The following is an 18,013-nucleotide window of genomic DNA, read 5'->3' as shown; positions in this document are numbered from 1 at the left end:
CAAAACAGGTAGATGATTCCGGTCCAGGCAAGTGCCCTCAGATTGGCGCCAACGAATAATGCGCGGAGGTTCTGCTTCGCACCCGCTGCCGCTGCCGTCCAGCGCGCGGACTCCGCCAACCCGCGCCGCAACGCCCATGTGACGATTGCGACGACGAACAGATGAAGGAACACGATGCGGATGCCGAGCAGGCCAAGCGGTGCGAGCGCCAGTGCCAGCCAGAGAACGATTGTGGGACCAAGGCACCATGCCACCTGCGTGAAACCGAGGAGCTTGCCGCGCGCCTTGGCTGGGGCGATTTCGCCGACCAGCGCGAGTGAGGTGGGTACATCAGCGCCCACCGCCAGTCCGACAATCACGGTTCCTATGAAGAGCATCTCGCGGTTGAAGGCGAAAGCGATGCACAGGATGCCGGCGGCATAAACCAGCAGATCCCATTTGTAGATCCGCTTGCGCCCGAGCTTGTCACCCAGCCAGCCCCCGGCGAGCGCTCCGATCGCACAGCCGATGGCGTTGGGTCCGATCGCAGCCAGCGCTCCGACCATTCCGTTCGTGAGTTGAAACTCCTTTTGGAAGAGCACCAATCCTGCACCAAGGGCGACAATCGATCCCGCGTCGAGATACGACGCCATGCCTGCGAGGGCAGACCATTTCCATTGCTGGCGGGTGACTGTGGTATCCGATTCAGGAACCTGGGACATTTGAGGAGTGGGGTCTGACATGGGAAGTTATTTTGGTTCAGCAGACTTGGAAGTCTGCGCAGCGGTGGATGAGTGGCCGAGTTATGGCTTGCAGCGACACGCTGGCTGCTTTAGGCGTTTGGGAAAACTCAGGCATCATGTCCAACCACAATTCTTTTAATACCTTCCGGCTGTTCGTTTTTTGGCCGGTGTTGATTGCGGCCGCATTAAACGTGAGCCGCAGCGAAGCGGCAATTCCAGAAGTGGGACGGTATCGTGTTTTCGAGTCTTCTGTCGAAAATCGTAAGTCTTATGGCAACAAATTTAATGACGTGACTTTGCTCTGCACCTACACGGCGCCATCCGGCCGGACAACCGGGTTCCCCGGATTTTTTGATGGCGACGGCGCGGGCGGAGGCAGCGCGACGAACGGCCATGTCTGGAAAATGCGCTTCATGCCCGATGAAGCCGGCGAGTGGAAGTATCAGTGGCGTTGGAGCGACGGAACTGAAGGCGGCTCGGGGAGCTTTTCGTGCGTGACGCGTGGAGCAGGGAAGGGGATGTTGCAGCCTTACAAGGAGAACCCGCGCTGGCTCGCATACAACGGCACGGAACCCGTTTGGATTAAATCTTACTACGAAACGGGGCACGGCGCGATCGCGCAACCGTTCGATTGGGTGAGCGAGAATGTTTACCAGCCGCTGCTCGACCGCGGCTACAATCATCTCCAGGTGAACTGGCTGCTGTCGCTCTGTTGCTTCGAACAGTTCTACAAGGATGGACCTCCGCCTTCCACGACTGACCTTGCGTTGTATCAGGAAGGCCGCGCCTCAAGCACAATGCGGCTCGACGTGTGGCAAATGATGGAACGAAGGCTCGGCTGGCTCAATGACCGGAATGTTGGCGTGCACATGTTCCTAGGGTTTGAAGGACGAAAGAATGGCGGGCCCAAGTGGGAAGCGCTGAGCGAATCGGAAAAGGAGTTTTATGTTCGTTACGTCGTTGCGCGCATTGCTCCGTTTGCGAATCTCGCGGGCTGGAACTTTGTCTGGGAAGACCCGGGCCATCGCGAAACGCATGAGCTGGGATTGGCCCGGCTGCTGCAAAAGCACGACATCTTCAATCACTTGCGCACTTACCAGGACGAACACCCGCGCGACAACGAATACAAACGGCCTGAATACAATTTTGCTGCGATTGAAAATCACCAGATCGCGGCACCTGAGCGCGCTTTGGACATGCTGTATTGGAAAACGCCGTGGACGCATCATCAGGCGTGCCTTATCTCGTATGTTCCCGGCAAGCCTGTGTTCATGTCCGAAGGCAACGCATTGTGGCGGCGCTACTGGGCGGACAAGGCGGGGTCAACGCAGGACGATTTGCGCCGGGCCGCATGGGGATGTGCAACCGCGGCGGCATCGTTCTGTTGGAACGGCCATGCGAAGGAGTATGAACTGTTCGTGCGGGGACCCGAGGGAATGCCGTTTCATGGCGACGACAATCCTTATACGGCGTCGGCGAAGTACATGGACATCCTTTCGGACGTGATGACGCGTGAAGTGGCGTTTCATCGCATGACGCCGCACGATTTCTTTTTGACCGATCATGATCCGTTACGAGTCTGGTGTCTCGCCGAGCCCGGAAAGCAATATCTGACGTTCAGCACGCAGGGCGAACCTTTCACGGTCCACGTCTCCGCAGGCGAGTATGTGCGCAACGTGTGGATCGATACCAAAACCGGCCAGCAGCGTGCGGCGGCGGAGGTGAGGGTCCTGCCCGCGGAAGTGGCAACGACCAAATCAGTCGTCATGCCCGACGAACGCCGGATTGGCGGCAAGGGTATTCCGTTTGTTCCGCCCGATCGAAATACCGACTGGGTTCTGCTGTTGCGAGGCCGGGAGTAGCGCACGCTTTTACGGAGCGCCGACTTGCGGTTGGCTTAACCGTTCTCCTATAAACCCGGTCTGACCACCCGCTTGTTAAGTACGCGCAGTCGGCGCTGCGGCCCCGGGTTTTTTCTTTTCTTAGCGGGCTTTGGCAGTATCTTCCTACGGCTCAAGCTCCCGCTGCGGTTTTTCCGCGGAAGGAGCTTGAAGAAATCCGGTTTTTGCAGATGGACGCAGCACACATTAGAAATTTCAGCATCATCGCCCACATTGATCACGGCAAGACGACCCTGTCCGACCGGCTCTTGCATCGCACGGGCACCATTGCGACGCGCGACATGGAAGACCAGTTGCTGGATTCCATGGACCTTGAGCGCGAACGCGGCATCACGATCAAGGCGCATCCCGTCACGATGCTCTACAAGGCGAAGAACGGCGAGGAATACGAGCTGAACCTGATCGACACTCCGGGACACGTCGACTTTTCCTACGAAGTCTCCCGAAGCCTCTCGGCGTGCGAAGGCGCGCTCCTGATCATTGACGCCGCCCAGGGCGTGGAAGCCCAGACCGTCGCCAACGTTCATCTGGCGATGAAGCAGAATCTCACGATCATACCGGTGATCAACAAGATCGACCTTCCGCATGCAAACGTGCCGCAGGCGAAGCAGCAGCTGGAGGACATCCTGGCAATTCCCGCTGAGACCGCGATCCTGGCGAGCGCCAAGCAGGGAATTGGCATCGAGGACATTCTCGAAGCCATCGTTGCACGCGTGCCCGCACCCAACGCCACGGGCGAAAGTTCGTTGCAGGCGCTTTGTTTTGATTCCTATTTCGACACCTACAAGGGCGTCGTGACACATGTTCGCGTTTTCAACGGCGCGGTGAAAGCGGGGATGCAGGTCAAGTTCCTTGCGAGCGGCAGGGCCTATGAAGTGAAGGAAGTGGGAAGCTTCAATCCAAAGCCTTACATTCGCGAACAATTGAACGTCGGCGAAACGGGCTACATCACGGCGAACATCAAGAGCCCGCAGGAGGTCAAAATGGGCGACACCATCACGGAGTCGCGCAATCCTTCTCCGCTCCTGCCCGGCTTCAAGGAAATTCATCCCATGGTGTTCAGCGGGATTTACCCGATCAACACCTCGGATTACGAGCATCTGAAGGCAAACATGGGCAAGCTGCAGTTGAATGATTCCGCGTTCAACTACCAGTCAGAAACATCGGTTGCCCTCGGTTTTGGATTTCGCTGCGGGTTCCTTGGCCTCCTGCATTTGGAAATTGTGCAGGAACGCCTGCGCCGTGAATACGGGATGGACATCATCGCAACCTATCCAAGCGTGGTGTATCGCGTCACCATGAGCGATGGAACGGTCAAGGAGATCGATAACCCCGCGTTCATGCCTGAGCCTAATTATATTGAGAAGATCGAGGAGCCAATGGTCAAAGCGTTCGTGATCTGTCCGAACGAAAACATTGGCGACATGATGGCGTTGATCGCGGAAAAGCGCGGGCTTGTGGAACACACGGAAACGCTCGATTCCCGCCGCGTGATGCTGACCAGCCAGGTTCCGCTGAACGAAATCCTGATTGATTTTCATGACCGCATCAAGAGCATCACTCGCGGATTCGGCTCGATGGATTATGAGCATGCGGGTTATCAGGAATCCAACATGGTGAAGCTGGACATGCTCGTGAATGCCGAGTCTGTGGACGCGTTTTCGTGCATCGTGCATCGGGACAAGGCAGAGGGCAGGGGACGCGCCCTGGCCGCGAAGTTGAAGGAAGTGATCCCGCACCAGCAATATCAGGTGGCGATTCAGGCTGCGATTGGCGGAAAAGTCGTTGCGCGCGAAACAGTCAGCGCCTTCCGGAAGGACGTCACGGCCAAGTGCTATGGCGGTGACGTGAGCCGCAAACGCAAGTTGCTGGAGAAGCAAAAGGAAGGCAAAAAGCGAATGAAGGCATTCGGCACGGTCAATATTCCGCAGGAAGCGTTCATCGAAGTGCTGAAGGCGTAACCATGGCGAAATCTGTCAAAGGCGGAACTTCTTCGCCGTCCGATCGCCCCAGCGCGGTCTCCCCGACACCCGCGCCCTCCGATTTCGTGCCCGGCAAACGTCCGCGTTCACCCAGTTTCTTTTACCTGCTCACATCAGGGCCGGCGCGGCATACGCGTTCTCTTTGCAAGCATGTCCGCAAGATACTGAATCATCAGCGCGATATTCTTTCGCCGGCTGCGGTTCACGAGGTTGAAGCCGCTCATTACTCCGCATGTGAAGCGTTGGCAAACAAGGCCGGCAAAGAGGCCTTGCGGAAGGAATCTGAGAATCTCGAAGCCGCAGCCAACAAGTGGTTAAGGCCGTATCCCAACGCCGCGTGGCGCGAAAATGTCGAGGTCTTGCTCGTCGCTTTGACGGTTGCCATGGGCGTGCGCACGTTTTTCCTGCAACCATTCAAGATTCCCACGGGCTCGATGCAGCCGACGCTGTTTGGCGTGACCTCGGAAAATCTTTCGCCTGAATTTGACATTCCCGGCGGCGCGAATCGCGTGCTGGAATGGTTCAAGGGAAATTCCTACGTTCACCTGGTGGCGCCGCACGATGGCCAATTCCTCGGGGCCGATCAGCCCGTTGGACTGCCGATCTTCAAGATCTATCAGAAGATTTATTTCACGGGCAAAACCATGACGCTTTGGTTCCCGCCCGATTACGGCAGCGAACTGCTTGCGCCCACGTATTCGGGCGTGGGGCCCGCAATGCAGGTTCGGTCGACCCTTCAGCGGGGACAGTTTTTTCGCAAGGGCGAGACCATGGTGAAACTGCGCGTCAGCGCTGGCGACCATCTGTTCGTCGACCGCCTTAGTTACAATTTCAAGGCGCCTGAGCGCGGCGAAATCATTGTATTCGAGACACACGGGATTGATCGCTTGAATCAGCTGATGCCTACGCAGGGCGATACGTTTTACATCAAGCGCCTGGCTGGCCTTGGGGGCGAAGAATTGGCGATCGAGCCTGATTACCAACTGCAGCTGCCGCGGCGATCGCTGGACGAATTGCACCCAACCGTCGCGATTGGCCATCTGGTCGTGAACGGTGAACCGCTTTCCGCATCGACCCCGCACTTTGCGAATTTGTATTCGTTCAGTGGCGCCACGCGGCACTCGAAGTCCATTGATTACCGCAAGGACCAATACCTGGGCCACGCGGCCATTGGGAATTTGGAACCTGGGAGTCATTTCACGGTTCAGACGAATCATTTGTACGTGCTCGGCGACAACACGATGAACAGTTCCGATTCCCGATTTTGGGGCGATTTCCCGAAAGAGAAGCTGATTGGAAAATCGTTCTTCGTGTATTGGCCGATCACTCGGCGCTTTGGCTGGGGTTCAAGCTACTGAGGAAGCAAACCAAGTTGGGCAAGCCTCTGATTCACCTGCATTATTTAACATTGCACAATGTTTGTTATCTTGATCAAGGCGCCTTACGGTAAAGGCTCAGGTATTGATCCGCTGTTCGGCTCCAGGAAAAATCCGCGGCCATGCCGTTCATCCGATAATGCTCCAGCAATTCGGGTTCGTCGTATATCGCCAGGCCCTTCCGAATCGCTCTGGCGAGCGCCGTGCTTGAATACTCTGAGAACTTGATTCCGTTGGCGGATTCCGGGGATTCAGAAAAGTCGATCACTGTGTCGTCAAGCCCGCCCGTGGCCCGCACAATCGGAACGCTGCCGTAACGCAGGCTGTACATCTGGTTTAATCCGCAAGGTTCAAAGCGCGATGGCAAGAGGAAGAAATCCGTGCCTGCCTCAATGCGATGCGACAATCCGTGGTTGTAACCAATCTGCACCGCAACCTTTGTGGGATGTCGTTTTGCGAGGTCCACGTAGGCTTGTTCAAAGGTCGGATTCCCGCTTCCGAGAAGCACAAACTGCAGATCGGCTCCCAGCATTTCCTCAAGCGCACCCAATTGAATATCCACGCCTTTTTGTTCCACGAGGCGATTGATGCTGCCCAGCAGCGGAACGTTGGCGTCCACAGGCAATTTCATTTCCTCCTGAAGCGCCGCCTTGTTGGCTGCCTTGCCGTTTAAATCGGCGGCCGAGTAGGGTGCCTGGATCGTGTTGTCCGTTTCAGGATTCCATTCCTCGTAATCCACGCCGTTCAGGATTCCCACGAGCTTCGCCTGATGATCCTGCAGAAATCCATCAAGGCCGCAGCCGTATTCTGTTGTGGTGATTTCCTTGGAATAACGCGGACTCACCGTTGTCACGTAATCGGAATACGCAATTCCCGCTTTGAGACAGCTCAGTTGCCCATAAAACTCCAATCCTGCTGCAGTGAAATGGCTCCAGGACAAATTTGTCAGCGCATATCGCGAAATTGGAAACAGTCCCTGGTAGGCGAGATTGTGAATCGTGAAGAACGTTCGCGGCAGCACCCTGCCCTGCCCTGTTTTCCCGAGGCGCGCTTCCTCCTGCATCAACAACGGCACCAAACCCGCCTGCCAATCATGCGCATGCACAACCTCGGGATTCCACGGCAAAGTCAACGCAAGGTGCGCAACGACTTTCGAAAAAAATATAAAGCGTTCGGCATTATCCGGGAAGTCGGCACCGTCGCGCTGGTAAAGCGCCGGACGCTGATAGAAGTCGGGCTGGTCGACGAAGTAAATGGTCAGGCCGTTAATCGGCTCAAGCGCCCAGATCTCCGCCGTTGTGGGCTGATGTCCGAGCATCAATTGTAGCGGATTGCCGAATCGTGCCATCGCGGGAAACTTTTCCCGGATTCCGGCATACAAAGGCGTTACGAGCCCGACCTGGTGACCCGCGCGCGCAAGGTGTTTACCGAGCGCGCCGACCATATCGGCCAGGCCGCCGGTTTTCGAATAGGGATGAACCTCACTGCTCGCGAGCAGGATGCGCATGGGAGAAATTAGCGGCGGAACAGGGTTTCGCCAGTGGGTTTCGCAGCTCCATGAAACCGTTAGGCGGGGATCCGATCCCTGTTCAAATAAGCTTCGAGCGGCCCAGGAATCACGATGGAACCGTCCGCCTGCTGGCAGGTTTCAAGCAATGCCACAAACAGACGGGCCAGCGCCGTGCCGCTGCCATTCAGGATGTGCGGAAATCGATTTTCCCCGGACTCCGATTTGAAACGCGTGTTCATGCGCCTCGCCTGAAAGTCTTCGCAGTTCGAAACGCTCGACACTTCGAGGTAACTCCCCTGCCCTGGCGCCCAGACTTCGATGTCAAACGTCTTTGCGCTGGCGAATCCCATGTCGCCCGTGCAGAGCGTCACGACGCGATAATGCAAGCCAAGCAATTGGAGCACGCGCTCGGCGTTCTCCAGCATTTTCTCGTGCTCGGCATTCCCGTCCTCGGGCTTCACGATTTTGATCAGCTCCACCTTGTCGAATTGATGCACGCGAATCATCCCGCGCGTGCCGACGCCTGCGGCGCCTGCTTCGCCGCGGAAACATGGCGTGTAGGCGCAGTACCGAATTGGCAGCTGGCTTTCCTTCAGGATTTCCTCCCGATGAATATTGGCCACCGGGGTTTCTGCGGTCGGTATCAAATACAACTTTCCGAGTTCGGCAGTATTGTCGCCTTCTGCGAGGCCGTAATATTGGTCTTTGAATTTTGGAAATTGTCCGACGCCCTCAAGACATTGCGGCCCGACAACAAACGGTGGAGACACTTCCGTGTAGCCATGTTCCAGCGTGTGGAGGTCGAGCAGAAATTGGATCAGCGCACGTTCCAAACGGGCGCCCCATCCCGTGTAGAGAAGGAACCCGCTTCCGGACAGCTTGGCGGCGCGCGTGAAATCGACGAGCTTCAACTGCTCGCACAGCTCAACATGCGTTCGCGGTTTGAAATCGAACGTTGGCTTTTCACCGAACGTGCGGAGAACAGGATTATCTTCCGAGCTTTTGCCCAGGGGAACGGAATGATGCGGCAAGTTTGGGACCTGGAGCATAAGGGCATCGCGCTGGCGATCGACAGCATTCACATCAGCCTCCAATTGGCTGATCTTTTCTCCCATCTCGCGCGTCTCCCGCTTTCGATCCTCGGCCTCGGCGGATTTCTTTTGCGCCATCAGCGCACCAATTTCCTTTGAGACGCGATTGCGCTGCGCCTTCAATGTTTCGAGTTCAACGAGCAGTTTGCGCCTTTGTTCGTCCGCCGCCAGGATTTCGCCAACCCGCGCTTCGTCCCCTGCCCCGCGGGCGGCGAGCCGCTCGCGTACATGATCCGGCTTCTCACGAAAAAGTTTTATGTCGAGCACGCGGCGAATTATAGGTGTGACCCCCGACAGGGCAAGTGGGAAGCCCAGTTCCCGAATGAGACATCCGTGTACCGTGTAGAGACACCCGCAATTCCGCCGCGTGCGACAACATCCATCCGCGGATGGCACCCGCATTGCTGAGCCAACAGGGAGCGGTCGGTATTCGGCAATACGTGAACACATTGTAATCATAATAATCCGCCGGGTACCGGGTTCACGCCGCGTGTAAACCGTATGAAGATAAATCCCTGCGGAAAGGGTGGATTCACCCTGACCGAAATCATGATCGTTGTGGGGATCGTCGGATTGCTGGCAGAAATCGCGATTCCACATTATTTGGAAGCGCGACACTCAGCTTCCGCACGACTCTGCATTGGCAACCTGCGCCAGATCGACAACGCAAAACAAATGTGGGCGCTCGAAGACCTCCGCGCACCCACGTCGGTTCCAACGCCAGGCGAAGTAGCGCAATACATGGGTCGTGGTGCGTCCGACGCGCCGCTGCTCTCGTGTCCGCTTGATTCGACGAGGACCTACGAGAACAGCTACGACACGCTCGACCTGACGGCGCCGCCGGAATGCCGTATGCGACCGCTGGCCCACACGCTTCCGTATTAGCGGCCACACACGGGAATTCATCACCGCTTCCCTTGCCCACGCTGGGAAGCGTTCGCCATGTCCGCATTCCTTGACACTGCCGGGAGCTGGTTCATTTTGGACCCGTGCTGCGGAGCCGTAGAAAATTCCTTAAATACGCCACCATTTCTGCCGGACTGACACTGGCCGGCGGTTTTTATTGGCTGAATACGTCGCGGCGGCGTGCAGGGCGGTTGTTTCGGCAGATCCTTGCGGATTCAAAGCGCAGGATTATTCCCGCCCCTGTCGTTCCCGAACCCGCCTCATGGAACGACAACGCAATCACACTCGCCTGGCTTGGACACGCGACAGTGCTGATCAATTTTTACGGGATCCGAATCCTCACCGATCCGATTCTTGGCTCGAGCGCAGGTGTGTCATTGGGGTTCACGACCATCGGCACCAAGCGCTACATCGCCCCAGCCCTCCCGCTGTCAAAGCTTCCCTCCATCGATGTCATCCTTCTATCGCACGCGCACATGGATCACATGGACATCTTCAGCCTTCGACGTTTGCGCCGGGCTCCGCTTGCGATTACGGCGAGGAGGACGTCGGATGTCATTGAAGGAACTGGATTGAAAAAGGTCGTGGAACTCGGTTGGGGGGAACAGACGCGCTTCAAGAACGAGCGGGGCGAATTGGAAGTCCTCGCCTTCGAAGTGAAGCATTGGGGCGAACGCTGGCCAAACGATGAACCTCGTGGTTACAACGGCTATGTGCTGCGGTGCGAAGGGAAGTCGCTGATCTTCGGCGGCGACACCGCATACACGCCGCTTTTCGCCGACTTGAAGGCCAAGGGTCCACATGATCTGGCGATCATGCCCATCGGCGCCTACGACCCGTGGATCTGGAATCATTGCACTCCGGAGGAAGCTGTGCGTCTCGCCGACGATGCAGGAGCGCAGTACATCGTGCCCGTCCATCACCAAACGTTTCGTCTCAGCAACGAACCCATGAACGAACCGATCCAACGATTCACGACGGCGCTTGAAGCCGAAAAGGAACGGATCGCCCTGCGTCAGATCGGAGACACATTCATCCTGCCTGGCGCGTGAAGGGCGGCAAATCTTGACAGGAATCGCGCGATGTTCATTTTCATCAAATGTTGCGCGCGCATCACAGTTTTCCAGGAACCAGCCCAAGAGGCAGGTCGAGAATCCAGCGATTCGAAAATGGCTTCTGTTTATCCGTGGTAATCCTCGCATTCATCTCGTTTGGATGCCGTTCAACGCAGCCAGATCAGCCCAAACGTTTGTCTGGAAATCCAGTGTTCCCTGGTTGGTATGCCGATCCTGAGGGCGTGGTTTTTGGCAAACGCTTCTGGATCTATCCAACGTATTCGGCGCCCTACGGTCAACAGGTCTTCCTGGATGCGTTCTCTTCGCCGGATCTCATCGAGTGGACGCGCCATAGCCGGATTCTCGATACGAACGCAGTGCGCTGGGCGCGTCGTGCAATGTGGGCGCCTGCCATTGTAAAAAATTCAGGGAAATATTTCCTGTTCTTCGCTGCGAACGATATCCAGAACAACAGCGAACTGGGCGGCATTGGCGTGGCGGTGGCCGATCGACCTGAAGGTCCGTTTCGCGATCATCTCGGCAAGCCGCTGATTGATCGTTTTCACAATGGCGCTCAGCCAATCGACCAATACGTTTTCCGCGATCGCGATGGCCAGTTTTACATGTATTACGGCGGCTGGCGGCACTGCAACGTGGCTCGCTTGAACAAGGATTTCACCGGGTTTGAACCGTTTTCCGATGGAACGCTTTTCAAGGAGGTCACGCCGCCAGGATACGTTGAGGGACCGTTCATGTTCATTCGGAACGGAAAATATTACTTCATGTGGTCTGAAGGCGGGTGGACCGGTCCCAATTATTCCGTCGCGTATGCGATCGCCGATTCCCCGCTCGGCCCGTTCAAACGCATCGGCAAGATTCTGCAGCAGGATCCCAGCGTGGCAACCGGTGCGGGACATCACTCCGTGATTCAATTACCGGGCAGGGACGAGTATTACATCGTTTACCATCGCCGTCCGCTGGGCGAAACCGATGGCAATCACCGCGTCGTATGTATCGATCGCATGACCTTCAACGCGAACGGTGAAATCGAACCCGTAAAGATTACCTTCGACGGAGTCGAATCGGCACGCCCCTGAGGCAGGGACGCGCCGTCGTACCGCTTTCTCCCCTCGTGGCGCAGACCTCCGAGTCTGCTGTATCGCCCGTCCTCCGCAGCAGCCTGCTGCGGAGGGCAGAACAGGTTTGGAAACATGGTCTACGATGCCGCTTCGCGATTTTTTCCTGCCGCTCTGGACCTTTTATGGCAATGTGCGCTCTTCAGAGAATCACAACGCATCATGAAAACCAGAATCAGCAACCCCGTTCAGAAAAACAAAGCGCCGCTGAATCGCCTCGTGGGTGACCTCCCCAAAGTCGGAATTCGCCCCACCATCGACGGCCGGCTCATGGGTGTGCGCGAATCCCTTGAAGTCACGACAATGAACATGGCGCGCAATGTCGCACGCCTCGTCGAGTCATCGCTCCGCCATTCGTCCGGAGCTGCCGTTGAATGTGTCATTGCAGACTCCTGCATCGGCGGCGTGGTGGAAGCTGCGCAGGCTGCCGAAAAGTTTCGCCGCGAAGGCGTGGGCGTCTCGCTTACTGTCACGCCTTGCTGGTGCTACGGATCAGAAACAATGGACATGGACGTCACAGTTCCAAAAGCCATCTGGGGCTTTAACGGAACGGAACGTCCCGGTGCTGTTTATCTTGCGGCTGTCAGCGCGGCGCACACGCAAAAGGGATTGCCCGCTTTCACGATTTACGGTCGCGAAGTCCAGGACATCGGAACGACTGAAATTCCAGAAGATGTGCGTGCAAAGATTCTCAGCTTCGTGAAGGCTGGCCTCGCCGTTGCCACGATGCGCGGCAAATCGTATCTGTCAGTCGGCGGCGTTTCGATGGGCATCGCAGGTTCGATTGTGAACCACGATCTGCTCGAAGACGTTTTCGGAATGCGTGTCGAAAGCGTCGACATGACCGAGGTCATCCGCCGCATCGAGGAGAATATTTACGATCCCGCTGAGTTCAACCGCGCGCTTGCCTGGGTGAAGCGGAATTGCCGCGAAGGCAAGGATTACAACCAGACACAAGGCCCGCGCAAACGAAAGGACTGGGAATGGGAGTTCGTTGTTAAAACCACGATGATCGTGCGCGATCTGATGATCGGCAATCCGCGCCTGAAGCGGCTGGGTTTCGGCGAAGAGGCACAGGGACACAACGCGATCCTGGGCGGCTTTCAGGGGCAGCGACAATGGACGGATCGCTACCCGAACGGTGATTTTCTCGAGGCCATCTTGAATTCCTCGTTCGACTGGAACGGCATTCGCGAGCCGATCCTGGTCGCCACAGAAAACGATGCGTTAAACGGCGCGTGCATGCTGCTCGGGCATTTGCTCACCGACAGCGCCCAGATTTTTGCGGATGTCCGCACTTACTGGAGTCCCGATGCCGTGCGGCGCGTCACAGGCGCGCAACTAACAGGGCCGGCTGCTGGCGGATTGTTGCACCTGATCAATTCCGGCGCGGCGGCTCTCGACGGTTGCGGCGCGTTGAAGCGCGGAGGTGAAGCTGTCATGAAGCCGTTCTGGGAAATCACTCCGCAGGAAGCCCAGGCCTGCCTCAAGGCGACGACCTGGCCTCCCGCCATCTATGAATATTTTCGCGGCGGCGGATTTTCCTCGGCGTATGGAACGCGGGCCGCAATGCCCACCACCATGTTTCGACTGAACCTGGTGAAAGGCCTCGGGCCTGCACTGCAGATCTGCGAAGGCCAGTTCGTGGATTTGCCCAAGGAGATCTATTCGATCCTGGAGGAACGAACCAACCCAACCTGGCCCTCGCACTGGTTCGCGCCGAATGTCACCGGACACGGAGTGTTCCGCGATGTGTATTCCGTCATGAATGCGTGGGGGGCCAATCACGGCACGATCAGCTACGGCCACATCGGAGCAGAGTTGATCACGCTCGCGTCAATGCTGCGCATCCCGGTCTACATGCACAATGTTGCGGAGGAACGCGTGTTTCGCCCGAGTGCCTGGACAGCGTTTGGCACCGCGGACTTGGAAGGCGCGGACTTCCGCGCGTGCGCAAACTTCGGTCCGCTGTACGGCAAGACATAACAACCCTACTTCAGAAATGTCGCGAGTGGATTGTGGGGCAGCCCACGCAATCCCTCGACGACACATTGGGCATTGGTTTCTGCTCCGGCAGCGCTCGTGTGGGTTTGTTGATCGGCAAAGAGCGCATCCACTGTCTCACGGCCGAGTTGCTCGTAACGCGTGGCGATGATCTCGTGGAGGTCCACGAACGGCACTTTTTCTTCAGATGCAATCGTCGCAGCCCATCCCGCGTAACCCGGCTTGCTGCGCACGATTTTGCCGTCGCGCCATGCCTTGCGCGGAACCAATGAACAGATGATCGGCGTGGCACCCTGAGCACGGGTCTCGGCAACGAACTGCCGCAGGTACCAGCCGTACGTATGCACCACCTCGGGTTTTCCGGTCATCTCATTGTCGATGGTTTCGGTTTCGCTGCCCGTGCCGCGAATCGTTCCACGCGCTCGCGATGAATCGTTCAAGGGCCCGCCATCGTTGTGGCCGAACTGCATCATCACAAAATCCCCCGGCTTTATGGCCGTTCGCACGCGTGGCCACAGGTTGTTGTAGAAAGTGCGGCTGCTGGTTCCGCCGAGCGCCCTATTCACCACGTTGACTTTATCCGCATCAAAATGTTGTCCTATGAAATCGCCCCATCCCCATTGGCCGCCTGCGCCATCCCCGCGGCCATTTCGGACTGTGGAGTCGCCCACCAGAAACAAAGTCGGAAGCCGCGGATTCCGCGGGCGCGCGAAGTGATGCGAGGCGGACGGATCGGGCCGCACAGCAATGCCAGCGTCGGAAAGCCATCTGTTCACTGGTCTTTTCGACAGCCCTTTAAGTCCCGACACCACGGCAGCAGCGTGATGTTCCGCTCCAACAGAATTGAAATGCGTGTGATCACGCGGATACATTTCGGCAACCGCATTCGATCCCATCTCTTGAAATTGCGTTGCAATCAATTCGGTCAGGTCGATGAACGGGACGTTCGCGGCCCGCGCAATTTCCGACGCCCAACCGCTGTACGAGCCTGAACCGCGCTCGATTCTGCCGTCGCGCCAGATGTTGCGTGCGGTGAGCGACAGCACAACGGGAGTGGCCCCGCGCGATTCTACGTCGGCGATCATCTGCCGCATATAAGATCCAAATGTGCGAACGACTTCGTGCTGCTTCGTTTGAAGATTATCGATTTCCTGGGTTTCCTCACCCAGGCTGCGAATCGAGCCGCGCGCGCGCGAGGCGTCGTTGATTGCGCCGCCATCGTTATGGCCAAATTGAATCAGTACGATGTCCCCTCGCTTCACATCGGACAGCAGCGCATCCCATAATCCTTCCGTGATGAACGTGCGGCTGCTGCGTCCGCCGCGCGCGCGGTTGATGACGTTGACCTTGGCGGGATCGAAGTAGCGCGCAAACGGAACGGCCCAGCCCATCTGTGCATCGCCCGATCCGCGAGCCGCGGTGGAATCGCCGGCGATAAAAATGGAAGGCAGGTTGGAATGCATCGCGGTCACGCCCGGCGGTGGATTTGTTGAAAGATCAGGAGCCGGGGCCGTTGCGAGGGGAGCCGCTGCTGAATGCGGCTGGCCCTGCAGCTGGAGAGCGGCGCTGCCAAACAAAGCCAGTGCAAACCAGACGAGCGGCAGGAAGGTGGAGGCAACGGAGTTCATGGCGCAATGATGTTCCATACCGTGTTCGGCTGCAATAGCGCCTCGTGAACGCCGCGTGCCGGACCGCAGGCTTCAGCCTGCTTCAACGTGACCCACTCGGGGGTCGTGGAACTTGCCCAAACGCATCTCAGTCCCAATGTTCAAGCGGCGTGAACGCCGCGCGCCGCACCCAGGTTCGAATTCTGGTTGAAATGACGTGGTTCTGGCCGCAAGCTTTTGCCATGCAATCAGTTTTTACCGGGCCGGTTTATGTGGTGCGCGACAATATCGACACGGATCAGATCATTCCGGCGCAGTTTCTGAACCTGGTGCCCACCATGCCTGAAGAATACGAGAAGCTCGGTTCCTACGCGCTCTGCGGCCTGCCCGAATCACTTTACAAAACGCGTTTCGTCCAGGAAGGCCAGCTCGATTCCGAGTATCCCATCGTTGTCGCCGGGAAAAATTTCGGCTGCGGCAGCTCCCGTGAACACGCCCCCATCGCAATGGGTTCGGCCGGGTGCAAGGTCGTGCTCGCGGAAACCTTCGCGCGCATCTTCTTCCGCAACTGCGTCTCCACCGGAGAATTGTATCCGTGCGAAATGACCACGCGCCTGGTCGATGAATTGCAAACAGGCGATGTCGTCACCGTCGACCTCGACGCCGCCACGGTCACCGTTCAAAAGAATGGAAAGGTCTTCAACTTCAAGCCGCTCGGCGATGTACGTCCCGTGGTGGATGCCGGGGGCCTGTTCAACTTCGCGCGCAAGAGCGGAATGATCGCGCGTTAACATCGACGCCCCTGCGTCGAATGCATCTTCTCCCCTTCCCCCGCGAGCTCAAAAGAGACGCGGGGGTTTTTTGTCTGCCCAAATCACGGCGAATAGCCGCCGCATCCGATTCCCTCGCGGAGGTTCGCGACCCGTGCGCCCGGCTTGCCGGGTTTCAATTTCGCCTCGCAACGGACAAACCCGGCGCCACGCTGCGGCTCGTCCAACGCAAGTTCGATGAGTCACCCGAGGCGTATGAACTCGCCATCGGAGCTGACATGGAAATCGGATTTTCTACCACGGCTGGACTTCACGCAGCGATCGCCACGCTCCGGCAGCTGTTGCGCGAATACGGCAGGAGACTGCCGCGATTGCGGATTCGCGACTGGCCCGATTTTCCGCGGCGCGGCGTAATGCTCGACATCTCGCGCGGCAGGGTTCCGCGTCTCGCCACCCTGTTCGACCTTGCGGACAAGCTCGCCGATTTCAAAATCAACGAACTGCAACTCTACACCGAGCACACGTTCGCCTACGCCGCCTATCGTGACGTCTGGAAAAAAACATCAGCGCTTACAGCCCCCGAAATCGCGCGGTTGAATGGACATTGTCGTAGACTGGGCATCGACCTTGTGCCCAATCAGAATTCGTTTGGGCATCTGCGTGAATTCCTCGCATTTCCGCCGCTCCGGCATCTCGCTGAAGTGAGCGAACCGTATGAGGCGACAGGGGGCGGGTTCCTGCGATATCCGTCAACGCTCGCTCCGCGGAATCCAGGCACGCTGCCCTTTCTCCGAAGTCTATACGACGAGTTGCTGCCGAATTTTTCCAGCGATCGCTTCAACGTGGGGTGCGACGAAACCTGGGACCTTGGGCTCGGCCAGAGCCGCAGTTCATGTGAGAAAGTCGGCAAAGGCCGCGTTTACCTGGATTTCCTGAAAAGCGTTCATCGGGAGGTTACGAGGCGCGGGCTTGCGATGATGTTCTGGGGCGACATCATCCTCAAGTATCCGAAGCTCATCCGCGAGTTGCCGCGCAACGCCATTGCCCTCAACTGGGGATACGAGGCCGATCATCCATTCCAACGCGAAGCGGCTCAGTTTCGGCGCGCAAAGATTCCGTTCTATGTCTGCCCGGGGACATCGACCTGGATGACATTGATCGGGCGTCACGACAACGCCTTTGCGAACCTTCGCGCCGCCGCGGCTGCCGGAATGCGTCACGGGGCGGGCGGCTATTTGATCACGGACTGGGGCGACGGCGGGCATCCACAACCCCTTGCGGTGAGCTTTGTTCCTTACCTCGCCGGCGCGAGTCTTGCCTGGTGTGGAAAGAAGCATGATCAGCGTCTCATGGTCCCCGTGCTGAGCCGCGATGTGTTCCACGATCCAACACACCTCGCTGCGACGGCCGCAACCGCGTTAGGGCTGGCACACCGGAAACTCGGCTACGTTGAACCGAACGCGACGCCGTTGGGCGCAACGCTCGCAGCACCCCTGCCTGATCAGCGCGAACTTTTTTGCCGCAACGGTTTGAAATACTACGCGCGAATCCCGGGCTCCCGCATCGCAGCCGCCTTGAACGAAATAGAAGTTCAGCGAAAGCTTCTGAACCGTGCGCGACCCTCGACATCCAGCGGCAAGGTTTTGGGAGTTGAACTGGATCTCGCAGCGCGCATGGCAGCTGAATCGTGTCGCTACATGCAGTGGCAACAGGCGCGGGCGCGGGATGACCGTCGAGCAGCGAGTGCGCTGGCGAAGCGGGGCGTGAAAGCTTTGGGCCAACTGGAGACGGAATTTCTGACCTGCTGGCGGAAACGCAACAAGGGTTTGCCTCCTCCGTTCCTGGAATGGCGGCGCGATGATTATCAGCGTGGCATTCTTCATTTTCGCCCAGAGGTCGCTCGGTGCTAAGCATCTCAAGCAGAGCCTCCGGAGCGCCGACTTGCAGTTAGAT

The 18,013-nt window shown here is 57.7% G+C and carries 13 protein-coding genes; 9 read left to right on the top strand and 4 right to left on the bottom strand.

Translation table 11 applies throughout. The features are described 5' to 3' along the window. Positions 1–722, bottom strand: a 722-nt coding sequence (locus VEH04_06195) for an MFS transporter (GenBank protein ID HYG22357.1), incomplete at its 3' end; no start/stop codon positions are given. 116 nt (positions 723–838) lie between these two features. On the opposite strand from VEH04_06195, the gene VEH04_06190 reads away from it, so the two are divergent. From VEH04_06190 to lepB, 3 genes are all read left to right on the top strand, one after another. Then, entirely contained in the window at positions 839–2,584 is a 1,746-nt protein-coding gene (locus VEH04_06190) for a DUF5060 domain-containing protein (GenBank protein ID HYG22356.1), read from the top strand. 209 nt (positions 2,585–2,793) lie between these two features. Beyond that, positions 2,794–4,584, top strand: coding sequence for a translation elongation factor 4 (gene lepA, locus VEH04_06185; protein HYG22355.1), 1,791 nt, complete (start codon positions 2,794–2,796; stop codon positions 4,582–4,584). Positions 4,585–4,586: 2 nt separating this feature from the next. Beyond that, a complete protein-coding gene (gene lepB / locus VEH04_06180) occupies positions 4,587–5,963 on the top strand; it encodes a signal peptidase I (protein ID HYG22354.1) in 1,377 nt (458 codons plus the stop codon). Positions 5,964–6,036: 73 nt separating this feature from the next. Here lepB and glgA read toward each other — a convergent pair whose 3' ends face one another. Both glgA and serS read right to left on the bottom strand, forming a co-directional pair. Then, positions 6,037–7,488 carry a glycogen synthase GlgA gene (gene glgA / locus VEH04_06175; protein HYG22353.1) on the bottom strand — a complete coding sequence of 484 codons (1,452 nt, stop codon included), beginning with the start codon at positions 7,486–7,488 and terminating at the stop codon, positions 6,037–6,039. 59 nt (positions 7,489–7,547) lie between these two features. Then, complete coding sequence (gene serS, locus VEH04_06170) at positions 7,548–8,849, bottom strand: serine--tRNA ligase (protein HYG22352.1); 1,302 nt, start codon at positions 8,847–8,849, stop codon at positions 7,548–7,550. 234 nt (positions 8,850–9,083) lie between these two features. On the opposite strand from serS, the gene VEH04_06165 reads away from it, so the two are divergent. The 4 genes from VEH04_06165 to VEH04_06150 all read left to right on the top strand — a co-directional run bounded on the left by VEH04_06165 (position 9,084) and on the right by VEH04_06150 (position 13,665). Further along, complete coding sequence (locus tag VEH04_06165; protein ID HYG22351.1) at positions 9,084–9,467, top strand: prepilin-type N-terminal cleavage/methylation domain-containing protein; 384 nt, start codon at positions 9,084–9,086, stop codon at positions 9,465–9,467. A gap of 104 nt (positions 9,468–9,571) precedes the next feature. Further along, complete coding sequence (locus VEH04_06160) at positions 9,572–10,540, top strand: MBL fold metallo-hydrolase (GenBank protein ID HYG22350.1); 969 nt, start codon at positions 9,572–9,574, stop codon at positions 10,538–10,540. A gap of 140 nt (positions 10,541–10,680) precedes the next feature. Then, positions 10,681–11,640, top strand: coding sequence for a glycoside hydrolase family 43 protein (locus VEH04_06155; protein ID HYG22349.1), 960 nt, complete (start codon positions 10,681–10,683; stop codon positions 11,638–11,640). A gap of 201 nt (positions 11,641–11,841) precedes the next feature. After that, positions 11,842–13,665, top strand: a complete 1,824-nt coding sequence (locus VEH04_06150; GenBank protein ID HYG22348.1) for an L-fucose isomerase — start codon at positions 11,842–11,844, stop codon at positions 13,663–13,665. 5 nt (positions 13,666–13,670) lie between these two features. On the opposite strand, the gene VEH04_06145 is transcribed toward VEH04_06150, so the two are convergent. Next, positions 13,671–15,311, bottom strand: coding sequence for a rhamnogalacturonan acetylesterase (locus VEH04_06145; GenBank protein HYG22347.1), 1,641 nt, complete (start codon positions 15,309–15,311; stop codon positions 13,671–13,673). 221 nt (positions 15,312–15,532) lie between these two features. Between VEH04_06145 and VEH04_06140 the strand changes: the two genes are divergently transcribed. Both VEH04_06140 and VEH04_06135 read left to right on the top strand, forming a co-directional pair. Further along, on the top strand, positions 15,533–16,081 hold the full coding sequence (locus tag VEH04_06140; GenBank protein HYG22346.1) for a 3-isopropylmalate dehydratase: 549 nt from the start codon (positions 15,533–15,535) through the stop codon (positions 16,079–16,081). A 20-nt stretch (positions 16,082–16,101) separates the two neighbouring features. Then, on the top strand, positions 16,102–17,970 hold the full coding sequence (locus VEH04_06135) for a glycoside hydrolase family 20 zincin-like fold domain-containing protein (GenBank protein HYG22345.1): 1,869 nt from the start codon (positions 16,102–16,104) through the stop codon (positions 17,968–17,970). Positions 17,971–18,013: the final 43 nt, after the last annotated feature.

The organism is Verrucomicrobiia bacterium (assembly GCA_035629175.1).
Lineage (GTDB): Bacteria > Verrucomicrobiota > Verrucomicrobiia > Limisphaerales > DASXHY01 > DASXHY01.
This window is presented reverse-complemented; position numbering and strand designations above follow the sequence as displayed.

Coding starts and splice junctions, on each gene's coding strand:
- VEH04_06190 (HYG22356.1), top strand. CDS start 839: ATGTCCAACCACAATTCTTTTAATACCTTCCGGCTGTTCGTTTTTTGG.
- lepA (HYG22355.1), top strand. CDS start 2,794: ATGGACGCAGCACACATTAGAAATTTCAGCATCATCGCCCACATTGAT.
- lepB (HYG22354.1), top strand. CDS start 4,587: ATGGCGAAATCTGTCAAAGGCGGAACTTCTTCGCCGTCCGATCGCCCC.
- glgA (HYG22353.1), bottom strand. CDS start 7,488: ATGCGCATCCTGCTCGCGAGCAGTGAGGTTCATCCCTATTCGAAAACC.
- VEH04_06165 (HYG22351.1), top strand. CDS start 9,084: ATGAAGATAAATCCCTGCGGAAAGGGTGGATTCACCCTGACCGAAATC.
- VEH04_06150 (HYG22348.1), top strand. CDS start 11,842: ATGAAAACCAGAATCAGCAACCCCGTTCAGAAAAACAAAGCGCCGCTG.
- VEH04_06145 (HYG22347.1), bottom strand. CDS start 15,311: ATGAACTCCGTTGCCTCCACCTTCCTGCCGCTCGTCTGGTTTGCACTG.
- VEH04_06140 (HYG22346.1), top strand. CDS start 15,533: ATGCAATCAGTTTTTACCGGGCCGGTTTATGTGGTGCGCGACAATATC.
- VEH04_06135 (HYG22345.1), top strand. CDS start 16,102: ATGCATCTTCTCCCCTTCCCCCGCGAGCTCAAAAGAGACGCGGGGGTT.